This is a genomic window from Amycolatopsis deserti (genome assembly GCF_014653945.1).
Taxonomy (GTDB): Bacteria; Actinomycetota; Actinomycetes; order Mycobacteriales; family Pseudonocardiaceae; genus Amycolatopsis_E; species Amycolatopsis_E deserti.
This window is the reverse complement of record NZ_BNAU01000001.1, coordinates 1,190,511-1,216,310: the sequence shown is the minus strand read 5'-3', so window position 1 is coordinate 1,216,310 and position 25,800 is coordinate 1,190,511. Positions and strand designations below refer to the sequence as shown.

The 25,800-nt window shown below is 73.5% G+C and carries 24 protein-coding genes; 16 read left to right on the top strand and 8 right to left on the bottom strand.

Annotated elements, in window-relative coordinates:
* Positions 1-14: 14 nt before the first annotated feature.
* From fabG to IE290_RS05895, 3 genes are read left to right on the top strand one after another with little or no spacing between them, the layout of a single operon-like run.
* Positions 15-719: a beta-ketoacyl-ACP reductase gene (fabG, locus tag IE290_RS05905; RefSeq protein ID WP_191243427.1), complete on the top strand. Its 705-nt coding sequence runs from the start codon at positions 15-17 to the stop codon at positions 717-719.
* A 33-nt stretch (positions 720-752) separates the two neighbouring features.
* Entirely contained in the window at positions 753-1,520 is a 768-nt protein-coding gene (gene fabI, locus IE290_RS05900; RefSeq protein WP_020418437.1) for an enoyl-ACP reductase FabI, read from the top strand.
* Positions 1,521-1,565: 45 nt separating this feature from the next.
* Entirely contained in the window at positions 1,566-2,597 is a 1,032-nt protein-coding gene (locus IE290_RS05895; RefSeq protein ID WP_191243426.1) for a ferrochelatase, read from the top strand.
* A gap of 3 nt (positions 2,598-2,600) precedes the next feature.
* On the opposite strand, the gene IE290_RS05890 is transcribed toward IE290_RS05895, so the two are convergent.
* From IE290_RS05890 to IE290_RS05880, 3 genes are all read right to left on the bottom strand, one after another.
* Positions 2,601-2,924, bottom strand: a complete 324-nt coding sequence (locus IE290_RS05890) for a hypothetical protein (RefSeq protein ID WP_191243425.1) — start codon at positions 2,922-2,924, stop codon at positions 2,601-2,603.
* A 17-nt stretch (positions 2,925-2,941) separates the two neighbouring features.
* A complete protein-coding gene (locus IE290_RS05885) occupies positions 2,942-3,367 on the bottom strand; it encodes a hypothetical protein (protein WP_229874234.1) in 426 nt (141 codons plus the stop codon).
* Between the two features lie 244 nt (positions 3,368-3,611).
* Positions 3,612-4,409 (bottom strand): Rv1486c family protein, encoded by a 798-nt coding sequence (locus IE290_RS05880; RefSeq protein ID WP_191243424.1) that lies wholly within the window; start codon positions 4,407-4,409, stop codon positions 3,612-3,614.
* Positions 4,410-4,488: 79 nt separating this feature from the next.
* On the opposite strand from IE290_RS05880, the gene IE290_RS05875 reads away from it, so the two are divergent.
* Both IE290_RS05875 and IE290_RS05870 read left to right on the top strand, forming a co-directional pair.
* Entirely contained in the window at positions 4,489-5,886 is a 1,398-nt protein-coding gene (locus IE290_RS05875) for an ATP-binding protein (RefSeq protein ID WP_191243423.1), read from the top strand.
* Positions 5,883-7,841 carry a VWA domain-containing protein gene (locus IE290_RS05870; protein WP_191243422.1) on the top strand — a complete coding sequence of 653 codons (1,959 nt, stop codon included), beginning with the start codon at positions 5,883-5,885 and terminating at the stop codon, positions 7,839-7,841. Before IE290_RS05875 ends, IE290_RS05870 begins: the two co-directional genes overlap by 4 nt.
* A 497-nt stretch (positions 7,842-8,338) precedes the next feature.
* Here the strand turns inward: IE290_RS05870 and IE290_RS05865 are convergent, their stop codons facing one another.
* Entirely contained in the window at positions 8,339-8,698 is a 360-nt protein-coding gene (locus IE290_RS05865; protein ID WP_191243421.1) for a hypothetical protein, read from the bottom strand.
* A gap of 51 nt (positions 8,699-8,749) precedes the next feature.
* Positions 8,750-10,072, bottom strand: a complete 1,323-nt coding sequence (locus IE290_RS05860; RefSeq protein WP_191243420.1) for a cytochrome P450 — start codon at positions 10,070-10,072, stop codon at positions 8,750-8,752.
* 74 nt (positions 10,073-10,146) lie between these two features.
* On the opposite strand from IE290_RS05860, the gene IE290_RS05855 reads away from it, so the two are divergent.
* From IE290_RS05855 to mshC, 3 genes are read left to right on the top strand one after another with little or no spacing between them, the layout of a single operon-like run.
* Positions 10,147-10,734 (top strand): TetR/AcrR family transcriptional regulator, encoded by a 588-nt coding sequence (locus IE290_RS05855; protein WP_191243419.1) that lies wholly within the window; start codon positions 10,147-10,149, stop codon positions 10,732-10,734.
* 60 nt (positions 10,735-10,794) lie between these two features.
* Positions 10,795-11,508, top strand: coding sequence for a GH25 family lysozyme (locus tag IE290_RS05850; protein ID WP_229874232.1), 714 nt, complete (start codon positions 10,795-10,797; stop codon positions 11,506-11,508).
* Positions 11,509-11,565: 57 nt separating this feature from the next.
* Positions 11,566-12,804 carry a cysteine--1-D-myo-inosityl 2-amino-2-deoxy-alpha-D-glucopyranoside ligase gene (mshC, locus tag IE290_RS05845; RefSeq protein ID WP_191243418.1) on the top strand — a complete coding sequence of 413 codons (1,239 nt, stop codon included), beginning with the start codon at positions 11,566-11,568 and terminating at the stop codon, positions 12,802-12,804.
* 15 nt (positions 12,805-12,819) lie between these two features.
* Here the strand turns inward: mshC and IE290_RS05840 are convergent, their stop codons facing one another.
* Positions 12,820-14,406, bottom strand: a complete 1,587-nt coding sequence (locus IE290_RS05840; RefSeq protein WP_191243417.1) for an ABC-F family ATP-binding cassette domain-containing protein — start codon at positions 14,404-14,406, stop codon at positions 12,820-12,822.
* Positions 14,407-14,585: 179 nt separating this feature from the next.
* Between IE290_RS05840 and IE290_RS05835 the strand changes: the two genes are divergently transcribed.
* The 3 genes from IE290_RS05835 to IE290_RS05825 all read left to right on the top strand — a co-directional run bounded on the left by IE290_RS05835 (position 14,586) and on the right by IE290_RS05825 (position 17,365).
* The gene (locus IE290_RS05835; RefSeq protein WP_191243416.1) at positions 14,586-15,173 is read left to right on the top strand and encodes an ArsR/SmtB family transcription factor; all 588 of its coding nucleotides are present in this window, start codon (positions 14,586-14,588) and stop codon (positions 15,171-15,173) included.
* 174 nt (positions 15,174-15,347) lie between these two features.
* Positions 15,348-16,601 (top strand): MFS transporter, encoded by a 1,254-nt coding sequence (locus tag IE290_RS05830; RefSeq protein WP_191243415.1) that lies wholly within the window; start codon positions 15,348-15,350, stop codon positions 16,599-16,601.
* Positions 16,541-17,365 (top strand): metallophosphoesterase family protein, encoded by an 825-nt coding sequence (locus IE290_RS05825; protein ID WP_191243414.1) that lies wholly within the window; start codon positions 16,541-16,543, stop codon positions 17,363-17,365. The genes IE290_RS05830 and IE290_RS05825 overlap by 61 nt, the downstream gene beginning before the upstream one ends.
* Here IE290_RS05825 and IE290_RS05820 read toward each other — a convergent pair.
* Positions 17,348-18,475 (bottom strand): MFS transporter, encoded by a 1,128-nt coding sequence (locus tag IE290_RS05820; protein ID WP_191243413.1) that lies wholly within the window; start codon positions 18,473-18,475, stop codon positions 17,348-17,350. The two genes, IE290_RS05825 and IE290_RS05820, sit on opposite strands and share 18 nt — an antisense overlap.
* Positions 18,472-19,386 carry a PAC2 family protein gene (locus IE290_RS05815; RefSeq protein WP_191243412.1) on the bottom strand — a complete coding sequence of 305 codons (915 nt, stop codon included), beginning with the start codon at positions 19,384-19,386 and terminating at the stop codon, positions 18,472-18,474. The genes IE290_RS05820 and IE290_RS05815 overlap by 4 nt, the downstream gene beginning before the upstream one ends.
* A 50-nt stretch (positions 19,387-19,436) precedes the next feature.
* Here IE290_RS05815 and metH point away from each other — a divergent pair, with 50 nt between their 5' ends.
* The 5 genes from metH to IE290_RS05790 all read left to right on the top strand — a co-directional run bounded on the left by metH (position 19,437) and on the right by IE290_RS05790 (position 25,800).
* The gene (metH, locus tag IE290_RS05810; protein ID WP_191243411.1) at positions 19,437-22,979 is read left to right on the top strand and encodes a methionine synthase; all 3,543 of its coding nucleotides are present in this window, start codon (positions 19,437-19,439) and stop codon (positions 22,977-22,979) included.
* A gap of 16 nt (positions 22,980-22,995) precedes the next feature.
* Complete coding sequence (locus IE290_RS05805; protein WP_268246312.1) at positions 22,996-23,658, top strand: HAD family hydrolase; 663 nt, start codon at positions 22,996-22,998, stop codon at positions 23,656-23,658.
* Positions 23,659-23,724: 66 nt separating this feature from the next.
* On the top strand, positions 23,725-23,988 hold the full coding sequence (locus tag IE290_RS05800; protein ID WP_017982484.1) for a phosphoribosyl-ATP diphosphatase: 264 nt from the start codon (positions 23,725-23,727) through the stop codon (positions 23,986-23,988).
* A 31-nt stretch (positions 23,989-24,019) separates the two neighbouring features.
* Entirely contained in the window at positions 24,020-24,865 is an 846-nt protein-coding gene (hisG, locus tag IE290_RS05795) for an ATP phosphoribosyltransferase (protein ID WP_191243410.1), read from the top strand.
* Positions 24,862-25,800 (top strand): AEC family transporter, encoded by a 939-nt coding sequence (locus IE290_RS05790; RefSeq protein WP_191243409.1) that lies wholly within the window; start codon positions 24,862-24,864, stop codon positions 25,798-25,800. Before hisG ends, IE290_RS05790 begins: the two co-directional genes overlap by 4 nt.

The following is a 25,800-nucleotide window of genomic DNA, read 5'->3' as shown; positions in this document are numbered from 1 at the left end:
ACGAGGAGTGTCACGTGGGACGGTCCGTACTGGTCACCGGCGGCAACCGCGGCATCGGCCTGGCCATCGCCCGGGGCCTCGCCGAGGCCGGGCACCGGGTGGCGGTGACGCACCGCGGGTCCGGCGCGCCGGAGGGCCTGTTCGGCGTGCAGGCCGACGTCACCGACAGCGAGCAGATCGACGCGGCGTTCAAGCAGGTCGAGGAGCACCAGGGCCCGGTCGAGGTGGTCGTCTCCAACGCCGGCATCACCGACGACACGCTGCTCATGCGGATGAGCGAGGACCAGTTCACCCGGGTCGTCGACGCGAACCTCACCGGCGCCTACCGGGTCGCCAAGCGCGCCTCGCGCGGCATGCTGCGCGGCAAGTGGGGCCGGTTCATCTTCATCTCCTCGGTGGTGGGGCTCTCCGGCGGCGCCGGGCAGGTCAACTACGCGGCGAGCAAGGCCGGCCTGGTCGGCATGGCCCGGTCGCTGGCCCGCGAGCTGGGCTCGCGCAACATCACCGCGAACGTGGTGGCGCCCGGGTTCATCGTCACCGACATGACCAACGCGCTCACCGACGACCAGCGCAACGCGGCGCTGAACCAGATCCCGGCGGGGCGCTACGGCGAGACCGCCGACATCGCCGCCGCGGTGCGCTTCCTGGCCTCCGACGAGGCGGGCTACATCAACGGTGCCGTGCTGCCGGTCGACGGCGGCCTCGGCATGGGGCACTGACTCCCTCTTCCAACACACACCGAAAGGACAGGCGTGGCCGGACTTCTCGAAGGTAAGCGACTGCTGATCACCGGCGTGATCACGGACGGGTCGATCGCGTTCCACGCGGCGAAGGCCGCGCAGGAGCAGGGCGCGAAGGTCGTGCTCACCGGTTTCGGCCGGCTCTCGCTGGTGGAGCGCATCGCCAAGCGCCTGCCCGAGGAGGCGCCGGTGATCGAGCTGGACGTGCAGAACACCGAGCACCTGGACACGCTCGCCGACCGCGTGCGCGAGCACGTCGACGGGCTGGACGGGGTGCTGCACTCGATCGGCTTCGCGCCGCAGTCCTGCCTGGGCGCGCCGTTCCTGGACGCCCCCAAGGAGGACGTCTCGGTCGCGGTGGAGGTGTCGGCGTACTCGTTCATGTCGCTGACCAAGGCGCTGCTGCCGCTGCTGTCGCGGGGCTCGTCGGTGGTGGGCATGGACTTCGACGCGCGGGTGGCGTGGCCGGCCTACAACTGGATGGGCGTGGCGAAGGCGGCGCTGGAGTCGGTGAACCGGTACCTGGCGCGCGACCTGGGCCCGCAGGGCATCCGGGTGAACCTGGTGGCGGCCGGCCCGGTCAAGACCATGGCCGCCAAGTCCATCCCGGGTTTCGGTGAGCTGGAGGGCGGCTGGGGCGACCGCGCCCCGCTGGGCTGGGACGCCGAGGACCCGACGCCGGTCGCGAAGACGATCTGCGCCGTGCTGTCGGACTGGCTGCCGGCCACGACCGGCTCGATGATCTGGGTCGACGGCGGAGTGCACGCGCTCGGACTGTAGGGCCGATCCAGCGTGGGGGCGGCCACAGCGGCAGAATCACCGACCGTGAGTTACGACGCGCTGCTGTGGCTGTCCTTCGGCGGTCCGGAGGGACCGGACGACGTCATGCCGTTCCTGGAGAACGTGACCCGGGGACGGGGGGTGCCGCGCGAACGCCTCCTCGAGGTGGCCGAGCACTACCAGCACTTCGGTGGCGTGTCGCCGATCAACCGGCTCAACCGCGAGGCGATCGCCGCGGTGGAGAAGGAGCTGGCCGCGCAGGGCGTGGACCTGCCGGTGTACTTCGGCAACCGCAACTGGGAGCCGATGGTGGAGGACACCGTCGCGCGCATGAAGGCCGACGGGGTGCGCCGCGCGCTGGTGTTCCCGACCAGCGCCTACGGCGGCTATTCGGCCTGCCGCCAGTACGACGAGGACATCGAGCGGGCGCGCGCCGCGGTCGGTGAGGGCGCGCCGGAACTGGTGAAGCTGCGGCACTTCTTCGACCACCCGTTGTTCGTCGGCGCGTTCGCCGACGCGGTGCGCGCCGGGCTGGAGCAGGTGCCCGGCGCGCGGGTCGTGTTCACCGCGCATTCGGTGCCGGAGAGCGCGGACCAGGCCGCCGGGCCGCCGGAGGAGGGCGGCCGGCGGTACTCGCGGCAGATCCACGAGGCCGCACGCCTGGTCGCCGCGCAGGCCGGTGTCGCCGAGTACGACGTGGTGTGGCAGTCGCGGTCGGGTCCGCCGCAGGTGCCGTGGCTGGAGCCGGACATCGTGGACCACCTGGACGCATTGCACGCCCAGGGGGTCACGGGTGTCGTGGTGTGCCCGGTCGGGTTCGTCTCCGACCACCTCGAGGTGATCTGGGACCTGGACAACGAGGCCGCCGAGCGCGCCGCCGAGCACGGCATGGGTTTCGCCCGCGCGGCCACGCCCAACGGCGACCCGCGGTTCGCGGAGCTGGTGGTGGAGCTGGTGCGCGAGCACGTGGCGGGAGCGCCGGTGCGGAAGCTGTCGGACTTCCCGCTCGCCGGGTGCACGGTCAACGGCGTGCCGTGCGCGGTGGGCTGCTGCGAGCCGGTGAAGCGGCGCGCCTGACGCTCAGTCGGCGGCGGTCACCTCGTCGAGGACTTCCCGGGCCCGGTCCAGCGCGGTGTGCCAGCCGCCCGGGTCGGGCCGGGGGAAGACGTACTCCAGCTCGACGTCGCCGAAGGTCCGGCCGAGGTAGCGCTCGTCCCAGTGCGCGGGCTGCCAGTAGGCCTCGATGCGGATCACCTGCTCCGCATCGACGCCGTGGTCCGCGCTGACGCGTTCCCAGGCCTGGCGGAAGGCGTCGACGGCCTGCGCGGGCGCGGACTCGGCGAAGACCGCGCCCGTGCCGGTGGTGAACGAGATCAGGTTGCGGGCCGGGTCCACGTAGTCCACGAACTTCCCCCGTGCGGTCAGGACGGACGACGCGGGAGATCAAACCACGGAACCCCCGGCCCGCGCGTCAGGACACCCCGCCTTCGGCGACCAGCTCGATCGCCGTCGCGGTGACGGTCAGCAGCGAGGGGCAGCTCCGGCGCCTGCTGCCCGGCCGCGCCGAAGCCGTCCGGGCGGTGCATGCGGATCAGCCGCCCGGTTCCGGTGACCGCCTCCTCCAGGATCAGGCCGTCCTGCACCGAGGCGAGCGCGGTGGTGACGACCTCGGTGAAGCCGTCCACGCCGTCGAGGTGGCCGTTCAGCACGTGCCGCATCCCGACCGTGCCGTGCGGCGTCAGGGCGGTGTAGGCGAACGTGGCGAACAGATCGCGCCCGGCGACCGGCAGCCACGGCATCGTCTCCCGCACGACGTCGCTGCCACCGAGCGATCCGCTGCGCAGCACGGGCAGCAGCTCGCCGTTCGCCTGCTGCCGGCGAACGCGGCGGGCTTCTTCCTCGAGTTCCTCGGCCTGCCCGGCGGGCGCGGTCCACGGCCAGCGCGCGTGAGACTCGACGGGATGGTCACCGCTCGGGCCGAACGGCCGACCACGGCTGCCGGTCAGCCCGCGTCTGCCACACGGTGTGCCCGGCGAGTCCCCCGCGCGCCGGACGGCCTCGTCGCTCGCGCCGCGCTTGTCAAGCCGCCGATCAGGGCTGCCTGTCGCCCTGCTCGGTGAGCTGCCGGACGGCTTCGTTGATCGCCGCGTAGCGGGCTGTGCGGACGGCCGTGCTCAGCGGGCGCAGGGCGTCGGCGCGGCGCACCGCCGCCGACGACGACAGCGCGCCGCCCGGTTCGTCGATTTCCGCGATCGCCACGATGGCGCCCACCTCGTCGGCCCGTTGCAGCACCCGCAGCGCCCGGCCCGGCGTCCCGGCCGGCCAGTCCAGCCGCGGCCGCGCCCGCAGTTTCGCCGCCAGCTCGGCCCGCACACCCGGCCGGTCCCGCGCCACGTCGAGCGCCTGCAGCGCCCCCGCCGAATCCCGGATCGCGTCGGTCAGGCCGTGCTCGGCCTCGCTCAGGCCGACGTACTCCGGGCTCAGCGGCACCGCGACCCGGAAGACCGACCAGCGCACCAGCCCCTCCGCGATCGGCACCGGCACCAGGCCGAACCCGAGGTCCGGCAGCAGCACGGCCTCCCCGGCGCGCATCGCGGCTTCGGTGAACGGGCCGCCCCCGCCGAGACCACGCGGGTCGCCGGGCGCGGGCAGCACCAGCCGGGCCGGACCGGCGCCGTGCGCGCGCAGCGCGGCGAGCAGCTGGACGGGCGTGCCGGGGAAGTCACCGGTGAGCGGGAGGTCGAGCGTCACCGCCGCTTCGGCGTCGGCGGCCACCACCTCGTGCGCCTCGCCCCACGTCAGGAGCGCGTCGAGGACGTCGTCGGACGCGGCGGCTCCGGACAGCCACGCCGAGGCCCACACGGTGAGGGTCGCACTGGGACAGCACACGGCGACCCAGAATACGGCACCCGGACGCTGGAGTTGCTCCACGTCGACGACACCGCGGGACGTGCGTAGCGTCGTAGTCGTGACACCCGCACCCGAGAACCTCCCGCGCACCGCGGGGGAGCTGCGCGCCGCCGGGTACCTGCCGCGCGGCATCAAGACCGAGATCCACGACAACCTCCTCGCCGCGCTGCGCGAGGGCCGGAACCCGTGGCCGGGCATCGTCGGGTTCGACCGGACCGTGCTGCCCCAGTTCGAACGCGCCCTGCTCGCCGGCCACGACGTCGTGCTGCTCGGCGAGCGCGGCCAGGGCAAGACGCGCCTGCTGCGCACCCTGGCCGGCCTGCTCGACGAGTGGACCCCGGTGATCGAGGGCTCCGAGCTGGCCGAGCACCCGCTGGAGCCGATCACCCCGGCCTCGCGGCGCCGCGCCGCCGAACTGGGCGACGACCTGCCGGTGACCTGGCTGCACCGCGACCAGCGCTACACCGAAAAGCTCGCCACCCCGGACACCTCGGTCGGCGACCTGATCGGCGACGTCGACCCGGTGAAGGTGGCCGAGGGCCGCAGCCTGGGTGATCCGGAGACCATCCACTTCGGACTCGTGCCGCGCGCGCACCGCGGCATCGTCGCGATCAACGAGCTGCCCGACCTCGCCGAGCGCATCCAGGTCGCGCTGCTCAACGTGATGGAGGAGCGCGACATCCAGATCCGCGGCTACACGCTGCGGCTGCCGCTGGACGTGCTGCTCGTCGCCACCGCCAACCCGGAGGACTACACCAACCGGGGCCGGATCATCACCCCGCTCAAGGACCGCTTCGGCGCCGAGATCCGCACGCACTACCCGCTGACCGTGGCCGCCGAGGTGGACGTGGTCCGCCAGGAGGCCAACCTGGTCGCCGAGGTCGGCGAGCCGCTGCTGGAGGTGCTGGCCCGGTTCGTGCGCAACCTGCGCGAATCCACCGTGGTCGACCAGCGCTCCGGCGTGTCGGCCCGGTTCGCCGTGGCGGCGGCGGAAACCGTCGCGGCGGCGGCGCTGCGACGCGCCGCGCTGACCGGGGAGCACCCGGCGGTGGCCCGTCCGGTCGACCTGGAGGCCGTGCCGGCCGTGCTGCGCGGCAAGATCGAGTTCGAGCCGGGCGAGGAGGGCCGCGAGACCGAGCACCTGGTGCACCTGCTGCGCCGCGCGGTCGCCGAGACCGCCCGCGAGCGCTTCGGCGGGCTCAACCTGCGCCCGCTGGTCGAGGCCGTGTCCAACGGGCACCTGGTCGCCACCGGTGAGCGCGTGCCGGGCGCGGACCTGCTCGCCGCGCTGCCCGAGCTGCCGGTGCTGCACGAGGTCGCCGAGCGGGCCGGGGCGTCCGCGACCGACGAGCCCGGGCGCATCGCCGCGGCCGTGGAGCTGGCGCTGGAGTCGCTCTACCTGGCGCGGCAGCTGGCGAAGGACTCCGACGACGCGACCACGGTGTACGGGCCGTGAGCACCGCACCGCAGGGCTGGTCCTACGGCCCGTGGCACGAGGGCCCCGACCCGCTCGCCCCGCCCATCGACCTGCGTGAGGCGCTGGACGAGATCGGCCGCGAGGTCATGGACGGCGCCTCGCCCCGGTCGGCGCTGGAGGAGCTGCTGCGCCGCGGCACCCGCAACACCCGCGGGCTGGACGACATGACCCGGCGCGTGTGGCAGCGCCGCGCCGAGATCCAGCGGCGGCACCGGCTCGACGGCACGCTGCAGGAGGTGCGGCGCCTGCTCGACGAGGCGCTGGACGCCGAGAAGCGGGCGCTGTTCCCGGACCCGTCCGACGACGCCCGCTTCGCCGAGGCCCAGCTCGACGCGCTGCCGCCGGGCACGGCGGCCGCGGTGCGCGAGCTGTCGGAGTACCCGTGGCGCTCGGAGGAGGGCCGCGAGAAGTACGACCAGATCCGCGACCTGCTCGGCCGGGAGATGCTCGACGCCCGCTTCGAGGGCATGAAGCAGGCGCTGCAGAGCACCAGCCCGGAGGACGTCGAGCGCGTCCACCAGATGCTGTCCGACCTGAACGCGCTGCTCGACGCCCACGCCCGCGGTGTGGACGACATCGACGAGCGGTTCGAGGAGTTCATGCGCCGCCACGGCGAGTTCTTCCCGGAGAACCCGCGCAACGTCGACGAGCTGATCGACGCGCTGGCGGCCCGGGCGGCCGCGGCGCAGCGGATGCTGAACTCGATGTCGGCCGAGCAGCGGGCGGAGCTGGCCGAGCTGGCGCAGCAGGCCTTCGGCGACCCGCGCATCGGGCAGCAGCTGGCCGGCCTGGACGCCCGGCTGCAGGCGATGCGCCCGGGGGAGGACTGGACCTCCTCGGCCCGGTTCCGCGGCCAGGACCCGCTCGGGCTGGGCGAGGGCGCGCAGGCGATGCAGGACCTGGCCGAACTGGACGCGCTGGCCGAGCAGCTGGCCCAGTCCTACCCGGGCGCGCGGCTGGAGGACATCGACCTGGAGGCGCTGGAACGCCAGCTCGGGCCGGACGCCGGGGTCGACGCCCGGCGACTGTCCGAACTGGAGCGTGAGCTGCGGTCGCAGGGGCTGTTCGAACGCGCGCCGGACGGTTCGCTGCGGCTGACCCCGAAGGCGTTGCGGCGCCTGGGGGAGACCGCGCTGTCGGACATCGTGCACTCGCTGCGCGGCAAGACCGGCGAGCGGCAGACCGAGTCGGCCGGGGCGGCGGGGGAGCCGACCGGGGCCAGCCGGCCGTGGCAGTTCGGCGACCGGGAACCGTGGGAGGTCTCCCGCACGGTGCGCAACGCCGTGCTGCGGACCGCGTCCACGGGCGGCGGTCGCGTGCGCCTGGATGTGTCCGATGTGGAGGTCGTGGAGACCGAGCTGCGGTCGCGGGCGGCGGTGGCGTTGTGCGTGGACACGTCGTGGTCGATGGTGTCTGAGGGGCGCTGGCTGCCGATGAAGCGCACCGCGCTGGCGCTGCACCAGCTGATCTCCACGCGCTTCCGCAACGACGCGCTGCAGCTCATCACGTTCGGTCGGTACGCGACGAAGGTGGAGCTGCCCGAGCTGGTCGGGCTGGAGGGTGTGTGGGAGCAGGGCACCAACGCGCACCACGCGCTGCTGCTGGCCGGACGGCACCTGCGGCGGCACCCGGACGCGCAGCCGGTGGTGCTGATGGTGACCGACGGTGAGCCGACCGCGCACCTGGAACCGGACGGCACGGCGGAGTTCGACTACCCGCCCCAGCCGCGGACGCTGGTGAAGACGCTGTCCGAAGTGGACCGCCTGGCGAAGATGGGGGCGTCGGTGTCGGTGTTCCGCCTCGGCGACGACCCGCGGCTGGCGGCGTTCGTGGACCTGATCGCGCGGCGGTCGGGTGGGCGGGTGGTGGCGCCCGAGGTGGACGGCCTGGGAGCCGCGGTGATCAGCGACTACCTCCGCACGCGACGGCGCTAGTCCCCGCGGCGGCGCCGAGCGGCGGGCCGCGCCCGGCGGGGGTTGCCGCGACCTCCGCGCGGCGAGGCCAGCCCCGCGGCCCGGCCCCTGCGGTCCCTGGCGGGGCCGCCGAGCGGCGGGCCGCGTGCCGGTGATCGCCGGCTGCCCGCGCGCCCGGCGGGGCGGCGGCTACTCGCGGGCCCGGTGGTGTGGGCGCCGTCGCCGCAGTGTGCGTGCGGCGGGTGGGTTGGCGCGGCCTGCGCGGCGGCGCTGCCTCGTGGCCCGGCCCCGCGTAGCGCGGGTGTCGACGGGCGGTGACCAGCGGCTTCGTGGCCCGGCGGCGCCCCCTCGGCGGCCGGCGCCGGCAGCGGTAGCGGCGCTGCCGGGAAGCCCGCGGGCGGCGGTGATCGGCGCGGGCTCAGCCGGAGGCTGGGTGCGCCGCTGGTCCGCCCGCTGGCGCCGGCGCTCGGACCTGATCACCAGCGCGGCGTGGCGCGGCCGGGGCCGGCCGCACAGCCTCAGCGGAGTCCGATCCGCATGCCCGGGCGGCGGCGGTGCACGGTCAGGTACGACAGGCCCTCCGGGCCCGCCTCGATGGCGCGGGCCTGGCCGTGCGCCAGCCACACCAGCGAGCCGGGGCCGGCCTCCACCGCGTCCTCCCCGGTGGTCACCGTCCCGGTGCCGGTGACCACCACCAGCAGCACGTCGAGGTCGGGCTCGGTGTGGGTGGCGATTCGCTCGCCCGCGACCAGGTGCACGAGGTTCGCATCCAGCTGGCGGCCCTCCTCGCGCAGCCGCCACAGGACGCCCGGCGCCCCCGCCGCGGCGATCCGCCGGAGGTCCGCCGGGACGGTCTCGCTCGGGACTGTCGTGCTCAAGGAAACCCCGCTCGGTGAAGACAGTCGGACGCGCCCAGGGTAACGCCGGGCTCAGCGCCGGGGGACGACCGCGATCCGGGCGCCGCGCCCGGGCACCATCGTGATGTGCCGCGGCCGGGCGTGCTCGCCGCGCGGGCGGTCCGGCTCCAGCGCGAACCGGGTCAGCACCGCCCGCAGCACGATCGTCGCCTCCAGCAGCGAGAACCCCGCGCCCAGGCAGCGCCGCACGCCGCCGCCGAAGGGAAACCACGTGCCGCTGGCCGGCCCACCGTCGAGGAACCGCTCCGGCCGGAACGCCGCCGGGTCCTCGTGGTGCGCCGGATCCCCCTGGACCAGCGCGATCGAGGGCATCACCGTGTGGCCCGCGGGGATCCGGTAGCCGCCGATCTCGATGTCCCGCGTCAGCCGCCGCGCGACCTCGGAGATCACCGGGTGCTGCCGCATCGCCTCCTTCGCCACCGCCTCCAGGTACTTCTCGTCCCCGGCGTCGGCCGCCTCGATCGCACGCCGCTGCCGCACCGGGTCCCGCGCCAGCTCGTGGAACGACCAGGCCAGGGCGGTCGCGGTGGTCTCGTGCCCGGCCAGCAGCAGGGTGATCAGCTGGTCGCGCAGCTCCGCGTCGGAGAGCCGGTCGTCCTCGGCCGGCACGGTCAGCAGCCGGGACAGCACGTCGCCGCGACCGTCGAGATCTTCGGCCTTGCGGCGGTCGGCGATCTCGGCGTAGAGCAGCTCGTCCACCCGGTCCTGCGCCAGGCTGTACCGCCGCCACGGCCCGAACTGGCGCAGCTTCGCGTTGTGCCACCCGAACAGCTCCAGCACACCGATGTCGACGATCCGGGTGAGCAGCTCGCGCAGCTCGTCCAGCCGCGGCCCCTCGGCGACGCCGAACACCACGCGCAGGATGATCTCCAGCGTCAGCGCCTGCATGCGCTCGTGCGACCGGAACACCCGGCCCGGCGTCCAGCTCGCGACCTCGGCCTCGGCCAGCTCGGTGATCATGTCCCGGTAGCCGCGCAGCGCCGCGCCGTGGAAGGCGGGCATCAGCAGCTTGCGGGCGCGCAGGTGCACGTCCTCGTCGGTGAGCAGCACCGAGTGCGGGCCCATCAGCGGCTTGAGGATGACGTTGCCCTCCCCGGCGTGGAAGACGTCGGCCGGCCCGCTGAACACCGCCTTGATGTGGTCGAGGTTCGCCAGCTGCACGACGTGGCGCTCGGGGTAGAGGTCGAGGGCGATGACGTCGCCGTAGCGGCGGCGCAGCAGGGGCATCAGCACGTGCCGGAAGTTGCCGAAGAGCACCGTCTGCACGCCCGCCGGGAGCTTCGGCCCCGGCGGCAGCGGGAGCGCGCTCGTGCGGGACGGGGTTTCGACGCTCATCGCGACCTCCTCGACGTGACCGGTGCCTCATTTATACGCACGTGTAATCCGGGTGTCCAGCTAGGGTTCTCCGCGTGGGACACCGGGAAGAGCTGCTCGCCGCCGCGCGGCGGCTGCTGGAGGAGAAGGGGTACGCGCACATCACGGCGCGGGACCTGGTCGCGGCCTCGGACACCAACCTGCACTCGATCGGGTACCACTTCGGGTCCAAGGCGGGGCTGCTCAACACCGCGATCAGCGAGGTGTTCGAGGAGTGGACCGACAAGCTGGCCTCGATCGCGATGGCCGAGCCGGCGGTCCCGCCGATCGAGCGCGGGCGGCGCGCGTGGACGGCGATGCTGGACAGCCTGCCGGCCAGCCGGGCGCTGCTGCTGTCCTACGTCGAGGCGCTGGCGCAGGCCGAGCGGACGGAGTCGCTGCGGGAGCAGTTCGCCGCGCACTACCGCCGCTGCCGGGCCAAGGTCGCCGAGCTGGTCGCCCGGTCCCTCGCCGACGGCACCGCGCCCGACGACCCGCGCTGCCAGGCGGTGGCCAGCTTCGTGATCGCCATCTGCGACGGGCTCGCCGTGCAGTGGCTGCTCGACCCCGCGGGAGCGCCCACGTCGGAGCAGCTCACGGCCGGCCTGGAGGCGATGTGGGCGGCCTCGTTCCCGGGCGCCTGAGGTCACCCGATGCGGTCACGCACCGCGCGATGACCCGGAAGTGGATCTACGGTCCGGGACGTGGCAGCGAAAACGATCTTCCGGGTGGTGGCGGTGGTGGCGGCCCTGGTGGCCGGGTTCGCGCCCGCGGTGGCGTCCGCGCAACCCGCGGCGCCCATCGCCGGGTTCGACATCAGCGCCTCGCAGGGCGTGCCCGACTTCGCCGCGGCCAAGGCGGCCGGCGCGCACTTCGTGTTCGTCAAGGACACCGCCGGCGTCGGGTACGCCAACCCGAACTTCCTGGCGCAGTTCCGCGGCGCCAAGGCCGCCGGGCTGTACCGCTCGGCCTACCACTACGCGCGCCCGGACAAGACCGGCGGCGCCGAGCAGGCCGCCTACCTGCACACCCACGACGGCAAGTGGTTCGCCGACGGCATGACCCTGCCGCCGACCCTGGACCTGGAGGACACGCCGAACACCCCGGCCTGCTACGCGAAGTCGCCCGCGGACATGGTCGCCTGGATCCGCGATTTCAGCACCGAGCTGACGCGGCGCACCGGGCACACGCCGGTCATCTACACGACGACCCGCTGGTGGAAGGCGTGCACCGGGAACAGCACCGCCTTCGCCGCCGACCACGTCCTCTGGCTGGCCCGCTACAACACCACGATGGGCGAGGTGCCCGGCGGCTGGACGGCGAAGTTCTGGCAGTCCGCGGTGGCCGGCCCGCTGCCCGGCAACCAGGACACGTTCTTCGGCACCCTGGGCGAACTGCGGTCACTGACCGCTTCCTGACGCGAAACGTTCCCACCGGGCGGGACGGTTCACCGCGGCGCCACCTAGGGTTGGGGTATGAAGACTTGGTCCTCGGTGCCGCTGCCCTATGTGCCGGGCACGCCCCGCGCTCTCCGGTTGTACGACACCGCCACCGGGCAGGTGCGCCCCACCGCCCCGGGCAAGACCGCGCGCATGTACGTCTGCGGCATCACCCCGTACGACGCCACCCACCTCGGTCACGCGGCGACCTACCTCGCGTTCGACCTGGTCAACCGGGTGTGGCGGGACAGCGGTCACACGGTGCACTACGTGCAGAACGTGACCGACATCGACGACCCGCTGCTCGAGCGCGCCGAGCGGGACCAGGACGACTGGGTGGTCCTCGGTCTGCGGGAGACCGCCCTGTTCCGCGAGGACATGGAGGCGCTGCGGGTGCTGCCGCCGAAGCAGTTCGTCGGCGCGGTGGAAAGCATCCCGGAGATCGTCGAGGTCATCTCGAAGCTGCTGGCGCACGGCGCGGCCTACCGGGCCGACGACCCGGAGTACCCGGACATCTACTTCGACCGCTCCGCCACCGGCCGCTTCGGCTACGAGTCGAACTACGACGGCCAGACCATGGCGAAGTTCTTCGCCGAGCGCGGTGGCGACCCGGACCGCCCCGGCAAGCGCGACCCGCTCGACGCGCTGCTCTGGCGTGCCGCCCGGCCGGGCGAGCCGTCCTGGGAGTCCGAGCTGGGCCCGGGCCGCCCCGGCTGGCACATCGAGTGCAGCGCGATCGCGGTCAACCGGCTCGGCATGGGCTTCGACGTGCAGGGCGGCGGGTCGGACCTGATCTTCCCGCACCACGAGTACAGCGCCGCCCACGCCGAGGCCCTGTCCGGCGAGCACCCGTTCGCCCGGCACTACGTGCACGGCGGCATGATCGGCCTGAACGGCGAGAAGATGTCCAAGTCGCGCGGCAACCTCGTGTTCGTGTCCCGGCTGCGGGCCGACGGCGTCGACCCGAACGCGATCCGGCTGGCGCTGTTCGCCGGCCACTACCGCAGCGACCGGTCGTGGACCGACGACCTGCTCACCACCGCCCAGCAGCGGCTGGCCCGCTGGCGTGAGGCGGCGGCGCTGCCGTCCGGGCCGGAGGCCGACGACACGATCGCCCGCCTGCGCGAGCACCTGGCCGACGACCTGGACACGATCAACGCGATGCGCGCGGTCGACGCGTGGGCCGACGAGGCGCTGCGGCAGGGCGGGCGCGACACGGGCGCGCCCGGCCTGATCCGCGTCGCCGTCGACGCGCTGCTGGGCGTCGAACTCTGATCGGCGTATAACGACCTATACGGTGCGGCCCTGCTCCAGCCGCAGGGTCGCACCGTCCCACTCCCGGCGCAGCCACCGGTCGTGGCTGGCGAGGACGACGGCGCCGGGCGCCGACCCGAGCGCGTCGAACAGCTCCTCGGCGAGCGTGAGCGAGATGTGGTTGGTCGGCTCGTCGAGCAGCAGCAGGTCCGGGGGACGGGCGATCAGGATCGCCAGCGCGAGCCGCCGCCGCTGCCCGACCGACAGCACCCCGGCCGGGCGGTCGAGGTCCCACGGTGCGAGCAGGCCGAGCTCGGACAGCTCGGGGGAGTCCGGGCCGGCCGCCTCGGCGTAGAGCCGCCGTGGGGTCTTCGCCGGGTCGGGCAGGGTGACGTCCTGCGCGAGCATCCCGGTCCGCAGGCCGTCCCGGCGCCGCACGGCGTGCGGCGGGACCAGGCCACCGGCGAGCACGGTGAGCAGCGTGGACTTGCCGGCGCCGTTGCCGCCGGTGACCAGCAGCCGCGCGGAGGCCGTGACGTCGAGTTCGGCCAGCTCCAGCCGTCCCGGCACGCGGATCCCGCGGGCGGACAGGATCAGCTCGTCCTCCCCCGGCGGGGCGGTGAGCGCGCCCGCGAACCGCAGCGGCGGCGGGGGTTTGCGCACCTGGTTGGCGGTCAGCTCGTCGAGCCGCTGCTGCGCGTTGCGGACCCGCCGGGAGATCTGCTTCTGCACCCGGCCGGTCTTGAAGTCGTACAGCGTCTTCGCGTTGTCCCGGGGCGGCCGGTCGTGGGCGACGGCACGCGCGGTGACCGTGACGGACTCCGTCAGCCGTTTCAGCTCCGCCTGCTCCTCGGCGTAGCGCTGCTCCCAGCGGGCGCGTTCGATGCGCTTGTGCGCCAGGTAGTCGCGGTAGGCGCCGCCGTAGCGCACCGGCCCGCCCAGCGCCGGGTCGAGGTCGACGATCGCCGTGCACACCGCGTCCAGGAAGACCCGGTCGTGCGACGCGAGCACCACGGTGCCGGACAGCCCGGTGAGGTGGCGTTCCAGGAACTCCATCGCCGGGTCGTCGAGGTGGTTGGTCGGCTCGTCGAGCAGCAGCGTGGCGGGCTGCCGGATGAGCAGCGCGGCGAGACCGAGCCGGGACCGTTGGCCGCCGGACAGTTCGCCCACGGGCCGCTCGATCCCGCCCAGTCCGAGGCCGTCCAGGACGATCGCGGCGCGCCGGTCGGCGTCCCAGAGGTCGTGCGCCTGGGCCCATTCCAGGGCCGCGCCGTACTCGGCGAGGGCCGCCTCGGACGGGTCGTCGGCGACGGCCTCGGTGAGCTGTTCCAGGCGCCGGGCCGCGCGGCGGATGTCGGCGAGGGCGTCCTCGACGACCGCGGACACCGGGGTGCCGGCGGGGTAGGGGAGTTCCTGGTGCAGGAAGCCCACGTCGGGTCCGGTGTGGACGGTGCCGCCGTGCGGGCGTTCCAGGCCCGCCAGGAGTTTCAGCAGCGTGGACTTGCCGGCGCCGTTCTCGCCGACCAGGCCGACGCGCTGGCTCGGGGCGGCGGCGAAGTCGAAGCGGTCGAAGACGACCCGGTCGCCGTAGGAGAAGGAGAGTTCGTGAACGCGCGAAGACATGAGACATCACCGGCCGGGGTGTGACGGCGGAACCCGCCGGGCCGGCTGGCCGCGGACGCGGGTCGGACGGGATGTCAGTTCTTCATGGCGCGTCCAGGCTAGCGCGGGCGGTCAACTTGTTTTTCCGGATCCGATGTGAAAGAGTTCTTTCGAAAGGATTCTTTCACGATGGAGCTGAGATGACCGAGCTGCCACCGCGACGGCGGGTGCGGGACGCGGAACTGATGCGGGCGCTGGCGCATCCGCTGCGGTCGGAGCTGCTGAGCTACCTGATGGCCGTGGGGCCGCGGACGGCGACCGAGTGCGCGGAGGCGGTGGGCTCGTCCGCGTCGAACTGCAGCTGGCACCTGCGGCAGCTGGCGCAGTGGGGGCTGGTCGAGCGCGTCGAGGCGGCCGACGGGCGGGAGCGGCCGTGGCGGGCCACCTCGGTGGGGCTGGACTTCGGCGAGTTCGCGACCGACCCGGCGGTGCGGACCGCTCAGCTGGCCGCGGCGGGCGCGCGGATCGCCGAGGACGGGCTGCTGGGGCAGCGGTTCCTGGACACGGTCGGCGAGTTCGACCGCGAGTGGCAGGAGGCGTCGGCGATCAACACCTACGCCCTGCGGGTGACGCCGGCGGAACTGGCGGCCCTGACCGAGGCGATCGACGCGCTGGTGCGGCCCTACGTGACGACCATCCGGACGGACTCGCCGGAGGAGGCCCGGCCGGTGCACGCGAGCTGGCGGGCGTTCCCACGCGTGGAGGCGAACGGACGGCCCAGTGACTAGCGGGGGAGGGAGAGACCGCGCCGCGGTGGCCGGCGGGCGGCGTGCGCGGGTGCATCGGAGGTGGCGGGCCTTCCCGCCGGCGCGCCAGGCGCCGGTCGCCCCCGCAGCGAGCCCGTCGATCTCGGCGGCCAAGACCCCGCCCACTCCCGCCGCCGCTGAGTTGGGGGCGCCGAAATGCCCACTCCACTGAGGAACCCCGCCTTCGCGCGGCTGTGGGCCGCCGGGATGTTCGCCGAGACCGCGGAGTGGATGCTCCAGGTCGCGTTGCCGCTGCACATCTACGCCCTCACCGGCTCGCCGGCGGCGACCGCCGCCACCATGGTCGCCGGGGTGCTGCCCGCCGTCGCCCTCAGTCCTCTCGCCGGGGTGCTCGCCGATCGCCGGAACCGGCGCACCCTGCTCGCCGCCGTGTGTGCCGGGCAGGCGGCCGTCGCGGTACCGCTCCTCGTCACCGCCACGAACCTGCCCCTGATCTACCTCGTCATGGCGCTGCAGGCCGGCCTCGCCGCGGTGTTCGAACCCGCCCGCAGCGCGCTCGTCCCCGTCCTGGCGCCCGGCGAGACCACCGCGGCCAACGGGGCGCTGGGCGCCGGCACCTGCGTCGCCCGGCTGGCGGGCAGCGCGCTCGGCGGGGTGCTGCTCGGGTTCGCCGGCCTCGGCGCCGTCGTCGCCGCGTACGCCGGCGCTCTCGTCGTGGCGATCGCCGTCCTGGTGCCCCGCTTCGCCGAGCCCCGCCCCGCGCGCCGAGCCCCCGCACTGAGAGCCTGGCTCGACGGGCTCACCGACATCCGCCGGGACACCCGCCTGAAGCTGGTCATCGTGATGACCGCCCTGATGTCCGCCGGGCAGGGCATGTTCGTCGTCCTGTTCGTCCTCTTCGTCAACGGCCCACTCGGCCGGGGCGAAGCCGAAACCGGGCTGCTGCGCGGTGTCCAGGCGATCGGCGGCCTCGCCGCGGGCCTCGTCCTCGCCACCCTCGCCCGCAACGCCGCCCCCGCGCGCCTGTTCGGCTGGGGCACCGTCGCGTTCGGCGTCACCGCCGCGCTCATCTGGAACGCCCCGGCCGTGACCACCGCGTTCGGCGTCTACATCGGACTGTTCATCGCCGTCGGCGTCCCCGCCGTCGTGCTCAACACCGGGCTGCTGTCCGTCGTCCAGACCATCAGCTCGCCGGAGAGCACCGGGCGCGTCCTCAGCACCGGCTTCGCCGTGCAGGCGCTCGCCCAGGTCGCCGGCATGCTCGGCGCCGGAGCGCTCGTCGGCCCGCTCGGCCTGACCCCACTGCTGAACTTGCAGGCCGCCCTCAACCTCGTCGCCGGCGCGCTCGGGGTCGTCTGGCTGGTACGGCGGATGACTACGGTGGAGCCGTGCCCCACCTCTACGCCACCAGCGACCTCCACGTCACCCACAACGGCAACGCGCCGCTGATCGACGAGATCCGGCCCGGCTCGCCGGAGGACTGGCTGCTCGTGGCGGGCGACGTGGCCGAGAAGATCGACGCGATCACCTCCACCCTGGACACGCTCAAGCAGCGCTTCGCCGAGGTGGTGTGGGTCCCGGGCAACCACGAGCTGTGGACCGTCCCGCGCGACGGCAACGACCTGCGGGGCGAGGCCCGCTACCAGCACCTCGTGCGGCGCTGCCGGGAGATCGGCGTCCGCACCCCCGAGGACGAGTACCTGGTCTGGCCGCACGCCGGCCGGCCCCTCACCATCGCGCCGCTGTTCCTGCTCTACGACTACAGCTGGCGCACCCCACAGGCCGAAGACGTCTCGCTGGCCGAGGCGCTGGACCAGGCCCGCGAGGCGAACGTGGTGTGCACCGACGAGTTCTACCTGCACCCCGACCCGTTCCCCAGCCGCCAGGACTGGTGCGCCCACCGGCTCAAGGTCACCGAGCAGCGCCTGGACGCCATCCCCGCCGACCACGGCACCGTGCTGATGTCCCACTGGCCGCTGCACCGCCACCCGACCGCGCCGCTGCGCTGGCCGGAGTTCGCGCTGTGGTGCGGCACCACCCGCACCGAGGACTGGCACCTGCGCTACCGCGCCGAGGTGGCCGTGTTCGGGCACCTGCACATCCCGCGCACCACGTGGGCCGACGGCGTCCGCTTCGAGGAGGTCTCGCTCGGCTACCCGCGCGAGTGGCGCAAGCGCGCCCGCGGCCCGGTCCCGCTACGCCGCATCCTCTGACCGCGGCCGCAGCGCCAGCAGCGGCACCGCGGCCGCCAGCACCCCGGCCGCGACGAGGAAGCTCAACGCCGGGCTGGTGTGGTAAAGCCCGGTGAACACCGCGGGGGAGGCGGACATCCCGAGGAACCGCAGCGCGGTGACCACCGAGATCGCGCCGCCGCGGCCGTTGCCCTTCCCGCCGAGCACCGTCGCGTTGATCCCGACCAGCACCAGCTGCCCGCACACCCCGCCGACGGCCCACGCGATCGTCACCGCGGGCAGCGACGGGAACAGCCCGATCGAGGCCATCGCCGCCGCGCCGAGCAGCAGTCCCGCGGCCAGCGCCGCCCGCGGCCCGAACCGGTCCGACGCGGCGCCGACCAGCCGCGCGGCGACGAACCCGGCGATCCCGTAGGCGGTCAGCACCAGCCCGCGCACACCCGGGGGGAGGGCGAACAGGTCGTCGATCCGGAACGCCACCAGGAACGGCAGCCCGGCCAGGCACGCCCAGGCCAGGAACACCACGCCACCGGCCCACAGCACGACCGGCCGCCACGCGTCCCGCAGCCGCGACCCCGGCTCGGCCGCCGAGTGGTCCGGCGGCAGCGGGCTCGCCGCGAGCACCAGCGCGACCACCGCGATCCCGGCGAAGGCCCACCGCCAGTCGCCCTCCGCGGCCAGCCCGCCCACCAGGGGCGCCGAGGTCTGCCCGAGCGCCTGCATCGCCCCGAACGTGCCGAGCGCGCGGCCGAGCCGGTCCGCCGGGGTGATCGCCGCGAGCTTGGTCAGCAGCAGCGGGGTGGTGAACGCGTTGGCGACGCCTTGCAGCCCACGGGTGACCTGGAACAGCCAGAACCACGGCACGAGCGCGGCCAGCGCCGCCGCCAGGACGTACCCGGCGTAGGCGATCCGGATCGTGCGGACCGGGCCCCACCGCGCGCCGAACGTGCCGGACACCAGCATGACCAACGCGAACGGCAGCAGGTAGGCGGTCAGCGACGATGCCGCGGTCGCGGGCGACACGCCGAAGCTCGCCGACAGCTCGGGCAGCATCGACGACACCACCCCGCCCCCGAACGGGCCGAGCAGGCCACCGACGTAGAGCGCGGCGCGGGCGGCCCGCCCGCTCACCGGCCTGCCGGTCCCGGCCCCTCCGCACCCGGGCGGCGCCGGCGCAGGTAGCGCTCGAACTCGGCGGCGATCTTCTCGCCGCTGGACTCCTCCAGGGTGATCGCCGTTTCGGCGTCGCCGCGCTCCTCGAGCGTGCGGACGTACTCGGCGATCTCCTCGTCCTCCTCGGCCATCTCGCTGACCGTCTGCTGCCACTCCTCGGCCTGCTCGGGCAGCGCGCCCAGCGGGACCTCGACGTCCAGGACGTCCTCGAGCTTGTGCAGCAGCGCCAGCGTCGCCTTCGGCGAGGGCGGGTGGGACACGTAGTGCGGCACCGCGGCCCAGATGGAGATCGCCGGGATGCCCGCCTGCACGCACGCGTCCTGCAGGATCCCGACGATGCCGGTCGGGCCCTGGTAGCGGCTGCGCTCCAGACCGAACCGCGCCGCGGCCTCCGGGTCGTAGGCGGTGCCGGTGACGGGCACCGGACGGGTGTGGGCGGTGTCGGCCAGCAGGGCGCCGAGCGTCACCACGGTGGACACGCCGAGTTCCTCGATGTGGTCGAGCAGCTCGCGGCAGAAGGCGCGCCACCGCATGTTCGGCTCCGGGCCGGTCACGAGCACGATGTCCTGGTCGTAGCCGGGCGGGTGGCAGATGGACAGGCGCGTGGTCGGCCATTCCACCCGCCGGGTGACACCGTCCACCATCCGGACCGTCGGGCGGCTGACCTGGAAGTCGTAGTAGTCGTCCGGCTCCAGCTCGGCCAGCGGCTTGGCGTCCCAGCTGAGCTGGAGGTGCTCCAGGGCGGTGCTGGCCGCGTCACCTGCGTCGTTCCAGCCTTCGAAGGCGACGACCATGACCCGTTCCCGGGACGTGGCGCCCTCGGGGACGGACTGCTCGGGCTGCGGGATCGCGTCGGCTGGGTCACTCACCCACCCAGCCTACGACCCACCGGGCGGTGACGAGACCGTAGCCTGGGGTCATGTCCGATCGTTTCTCGTCACCGCTGCTGGACGCCCTCGCCGCCCGTGTGGTCGTGGCGGACGGCGCGATGGGCACCGCGCTGCAGGCGCACGAGATGTCCCTGGACGACTTCGCCGGCCTGGAGGGCTGCAACGAGATCCTGAACGTGACGCGCCCGGACGTGGTGCGCGGCATCCACCGCACCTACCTCGAGGCCGGCGCGGACGCGGTGGAGACGAACACCTTCGGCGCGAACCTGGCGAACCTGGGGGAGTACGGGATCGCCGACCGGATCACCGAGCTGGCCGAGGCCGGGGCGCGGCTGGCGCGGGAGACCGCTGACGAGTACGCCACGCCGGACCGGCCGCGGTTCGTGCTGGGCTCGGTCGGCCCGGGCACCAAGCTGCCCACCCTGGGCCACGCGCCCTACGCCCGGCTGCGGGACGCCTACGTCGAGCAGGTCACCGGCCTGCTGCACGGCGGGGTGGACGCGGTGCTGGTCGAGACGTCGCAGGACCTGCTGCAGACCAAGGCCGCGGTCCTGGGCGCGCGCCGGGCGATGCGTGCCGCGGGCCGTGAGGTGCCGGTGATCGCGTCCATCACGGTGGAGACGACCGGGACGATGCTGCTGGGCACCGAGGTCGCCGCCGCGCTGGCCGCGCTGGAGCCGCTGGGCATCGACGTGATCGGGCTGAACTGCGCGACCGGCCCGGCGGAGATGAGCGAGCACCTGCGGACGCTGTCGAAGTCGGCGCGGGTGCCGCTGTCGGTGATGCCCAACGCCGGCCTGCCCGAGCTGGGCCCGGACGGCGCGGTGTACCCGCTGTCGCCGGAAGGGCTGGCCGAGGCGCTGTCCGGGTTCGTGCGCGAGTTCGGCGTCGGCCTGGTCGGCGGCTGCTGCGGCACCACCGGTGAGCACATCCGGCAGCTGGCCGAGGCGGTGCGCGACGCCGAGCGCGCACCCCGTCGGCCGCGGCACGAGCCGGGTGTGTCCTCGCTGTACCAGGCGGTGCCGTTCGAGCAGGACGCGTCGGTGCTGATGGTGGGGGAGCGCACCAACGCCAACGGCTCCAAGAAGTTCCGCGAAGCCATGCTCGAGGGCCGCTACGAGGACTGCGTGGAGATCGCGCGCGAGCAGACCCGCGACGGCGCGCACCTGCTCGACCTGTGCGTGGACTACGTCGGCCGGGACGGCGCCGCCGACATGGCCGAGCTGGCCGGGCGGTTGGCGACCGCGTCCACGCTGCCGATCATGCTCGACTCCACCGAGCCGGCGGTGCTGCAGGCCGGGCTGGAGCGGCTCGGCGGCCGGTGCGTGGTCAACAGCGTCAACTACGAGGACGGCGACGGTCCGGACTCGCGCTTCCAGAAGATCATGCGGCTGGTGTCCGAGCACGGCGCCGCGGTCGTGGTGATGTGCATCGACGAGGAGGGCCAGGCGCGCACTGCCGAGTGGAAGGTCCGCGTCGCCACCCGCACGATCGAGGACCTGGTCACCAACTGGGGCATGCGGGTCTGCGACATCATCGTCGACTGCCTGACCTTCCCGATCACCACCGGGCAGGAGGAGACCCGCCGCGACGCGCTGGAGACCATCGAGGCGATCCGCGAGCTCAAGCGCCGCTACCCGGAGGTGCAGACGACGCTGGGCATCTCCAACGTCTCCTTCGGACTCAACGCCGCCGCGCGACAGGTGCTCAACTCGGTGTTCCTGCACGAGTGCGTCGAGGCCGGGCTGACCACCGCGATCGTGCACGCGTCGAAGATCCTGCCGATGGCGCGGATCCCGGACGCCCACCGCGAGGTCGCGCTCGACCTGGTCTACGACCGGCGCCGGGAGGGCTACGACCCGCTGCAGAAGCTGATGTCGCTGTTCGAGGGCGTCTCGGCCGCGTCCAGTCGCGCGTCCCGGGCGGAGGAGCTGGCCGCGCTGCCGCTGTTCGAGCGGCTGGAGCGGCGGATCGTCGACGGCGAGCGCACCGGGCTGGAGGCCGACCTGGACGCGGCGCTGGCGGAGAAGCCGGCGTTGGACATCGTCAACGACACCCTGCTGTCCGGCATGAAGACGGTGGGCGAGCTGTTCGGGTCCGGCCAGATGCAGCTGCCGTTCGTGCTGCAGTCCGCGGAGGTCATGAAGACCGCCGTGGCCTACCTCGAGCCGCACATGGACAAAACGGACTCCTCGGGCAAGGGGAAGATCGTCCTGGCCACGGTCAAGGGCGACGTGCACGACATCGGCAAGAACCTGGTCGACATCATCCTGTCGAACAACGGTTACGACGTGATCAACTTGGGTATCAAGCAGCCCGTCAGCGCGATCCTGGACGCGGCCGACGAGCACGGCGCGGACGCGATCGGCATGTCCGGGCTGCTGGTGAAGTCCACGGTGATCATGAAGGAGAACCTGGAGGAGATGAACTCCCGCGGGGTCGCGCAGCGCTGGCCGGTCCTGCTCGGCGGCGCCGCCCTGACCCGCACCTACGTGGAGAACGACCTCGCCGAGCTCTACCACGGCGACGTCCGCTACGCGCGGGACGCGTTCGAGGGCCTGCGGCTGATGGACACGATCATGGCGGCCAAGCGGGGCCTGGCGCCGGAGATCAGCGCCGAGGAGGAAGCGAAGAGAGCGGAGCGCAAGGCCCGCCGCGAGCGGTCCCTGCGCATCGCCGAAGCCCGCAAGTCCGCCCGAGAGCCGGAGGCCCCGATTCCCGCCCGTTCCGATGTCGCGACCGACGTTCCCGTGCCCGTGCCGCCGTTCTGGGGCACCCGCGTGGTGAAGGGCATCCCGGTCGCCGAGTACGCCGCCCTGCTCGACGAGCGGGCCACCTTCCTCGGCCAGTGGGGCCTGCGCGGCGCCCGCGGCGGACAGGGGCCCAGCTACGAGCAGCTGGTGGAGACCGAGGGCCGGCCGCGGCTGCGCTACTGGCTGGACCGGCTGGCGACCGACGGGGTGCTGCAGCACGCCGCCGTGGTCTACGGCTACTTCCCGGCCGTCGCCGAAGGCAACGACCTGGTGGTGCTGACCGAGGCGCACGCCGAGGCGCCCGAACGGGCCCGGTTCACCTTCCCGCGCCAGACCCGCGACCGCTACCTGTGCCTGGCCGACTTCTTCCGGCCCCGCTCCGCCGGCGAGGTGGACGTGCTGCCGCTGACCCTGGTCACCATGGGCCAGCCGATCGCCGACTACGCCAACGAGCTGTTCGCGAACGACGCCTACCGCGACTACCTGGAGGTGCACGGCCTGGGCGTCCAGCTCACCGAGGCGCTGGCCGAGTACTGGCACCGCCGCGTGCGGCAGGAGCTGCACTTCACCAGCGGGCGGGCGGTCGCCGACGAGGACCCGCGCGAGCTGGAGGAGTTCTTCAAGCTGGGCTACCGCGGAGCCCGGTTCTCCCTCGGCTACGGCGCCTGCCCGAACCTGGAGGACCGCGCCACGATCGTCGAGCTGCTCGACGCTGAGCGCATCGGCGTGAAGCTGTCCGAGGAGTTCCAGCTGCACCCCGAGCAGTCCACCGACGCGATCGTGGCCCACCACCCCGAGGCCAAGTACTTCAACACCTGAGAAGAGGGAGAACCACTTGACGGACGGCCTGGCTGCCGTGCTCTGGGACATGGACGGCACGCTCGTCGACTCGGAGAAGCTGTGGGACGTGGCGCTGTACGAGTGCGCGGAGTGGCTGGGCGGCACGCTCACCACCGAACAGCGGCTCACGCTCGTCGGGTCCAACATGGACGCCACCGCGGGCTACCTGCTGACCGTGACCGGGCACGAGCCGACCGCGGCGGCGGTCGCGGACACCGGGGCGTGGATCCGCGACCGGACCGCGAACCTGTTCGCCGACGAGCTGCCGTGGCGGCCCGGCGCCCGCGAGGCGCTGACCGCGGTGCGGCGCGCCGGGATCCCGTCGGCGCTGGTCACCTCCACCGAGCGGTCGCTGACCGAGCTGGCGCTGGACACGATCGGGCGGGAGTTCTTCGACGTCACCGTCTGCGGGGACGAGGTGGACGGTCTCAACAAGCCGCACCCCGAGCCGTACCTGCGCGCGGCGCGGCTGCTCGGGGCCGACCCGGCGCGCTGCGTGGCCGTCGAGGACTCCCCGCCGGGCACCACGTCGGCCGCCGCCGCGGGGTGCCTCGTACTGGTCGTGCCCAACGACGTGACCGTCGAACCGGGGCCGCGGCGGGTGTTCCGCACCTCGCTCACCGGCGTCGACGCGGACACGCTGCGCGCCCTGGTGTGACGCCGCCGTCATCAGCGGCGGCCCGGATCGCCTCCGGTGCGGGCCGGATGGAAGGATCTACAGACCGTGAAGACCTTCGACGAGCTGTTCGCCGAGCTCACCGACCGGGCCCGCAACCGTCCCGAGGGGTCGGGCACGGTCGAGGCGCTGGACGCCGGCGTGCACGCCCAGGGCAAGAAGGTGCTCGAGGAGGCCGGTGAGGTCTGGATCGCCGCCGAGCACGAGTCCGACGACCGGCTGGCCGAGGAGATCTCCCAGCTGCTGTACCGAGTTCAGGTGCTGATGCTCGGGCGCGGGCTGACCACCGAGGACGTGTACCGCTACCTGTAGCGGGGCCGAGAAAAGATCGAGGAGTGAGGGCATGCTGCGGGTTGCGGTGCCGAACAAGGGAGCGCTGGCCGGGCCGGCGTCGGAGATGCTCGGCGAGGCCGGTTACCGCCAGCGGCATGAGCAGCGCGACCTGACCGTGCTCGACCCGAACAACGAGGTCGAGTTCTTCTTCCTGCGCCCCAAGGACATCCCGATCTACGTCGGCTCGGGCGAGCTGGACCTCGGCATCACCGGCCGCGACCTGGCCCTGGACTCGGGCGCCCCGGTCGAGGAGGTGCTGGCGCTGGGCTTCGGCGGCTCCACCTTCCGCTACGCGGCCCCGGCCGGGCAGGACTGGAAGCCGGCCGACCTGCACGGCAAGCGGCTGGCCACCTCCTACCCGAAGCTGGTGCGCGACGACCTGGCCCGCCAGGGGGTCGAGGCTGAGGTGATCCGGCTCGACGGCGCGGTGGAGATCTCGATCCAGCTCGGCGTGGCCGACGCGATCGCCGACGTGGTCGGCTCCGGCCGGACCCTGCGGCAGCACAACCTGGTCGCGTTCGGCGACCCGATCTGCGTGTCCGAGGCGGTGCTGGTGCAGCGCGCCGGCAGCGACGCGGCGAAGGCGAAGGCGCAGCTCACCGCGCGGCTGCAGGGTGTGGTGTTCGCGCAGCAGTACATGATGCTCGACTACGACTGCCCGCGGACGCTGCTGGACCGGGCGGTCGCGATCACCCCGGGCCTGGAGTCGCCGACGGTCGCGCCGCTGGCCGACCCGGACTGGGTCGCGGTGCGGGCCATGGTGCCGCGCAAGAAGGTCAACCAGATCATGGACGAGCTCGCCGAGGTGGGCGCGAAGGCGGTCCTCGCCTCCGACATCCGCTCCTGCCGGCTTTGACCGGCGGTGTCCTGCCGGCGTTCGCGCCGATCTGGGCACTGACCGGACTGGGGTACCTGCTCGGCCGGTTCCGCGTGCTGGGCGAGGGCGCCGAGGCGGCGCTGACGAAGTACGTCTTCGTGGTGGCGATGCCCGCGGTCCTGTTCACCACGATGCAGGACACGCCGCTGACCGCCCTGCTCAACCCGGGCGTGATCGCGTTCCTGCTCGGCACCGTCGTGGTGGGCGCGATCGGGTTCGCGCTCGGCAAGTGGGTGTTCCGGCGCAAGCTGTCGGAGTGGGCGGTCAGCGGGATGGCCTCCTGCTACGCCAACGCCGGCAACCTCGGCATCCCGGTGCTGCTGCAGCTGTTCGGGGATTCGGCGTTCATCATCGTGGTGATCCTGCTGCAGACGCTGGTGCTGATGCCCGCGCTGCTGGCGCTGCTGGAGACCGACGCGCGGGAGCCGGGCCGCTCGCGGTGGCGGACGCTGCTGATGCTGCCGGTGCGCACCCCGGTGATCGCCGCGTCGCTGACCGGGATCCTGTTCCGGGCGAGCGGGCTGCGGCTGCCGCACCTGGTGGCGCAGCCGCTGCACCTGATCGCCTCGGCCGGGGTCGGCACCGCGCTGCTGGTGCTGGGCATGTCGCTGACCTCCGGCGGGCCACGCGAGCCGGTGGGGACGCGGCGGGCCGAGATGGCGACCGTGGTCGGGCTGAAGCTGTTCGCCCAGCCCGCGATCACCCTCGGCATCGGCCTGCTGCTCGGCCTGCCGCACCCGGTGCTGATGATCGTGACGGTGTGCGCCGGGCTGCCCACGGCGCAGAACATCTTCATCGCGACCAGCCAGTACGCCCTGGACAGCAGGTTCGTCCGCGACTGCGTGCTCGTGTCGACCCTGGTGTCGATGGGGTCGCTGTCCTTGGTGTCCTGGCTGGCCGGCGAGTTCCTCTAG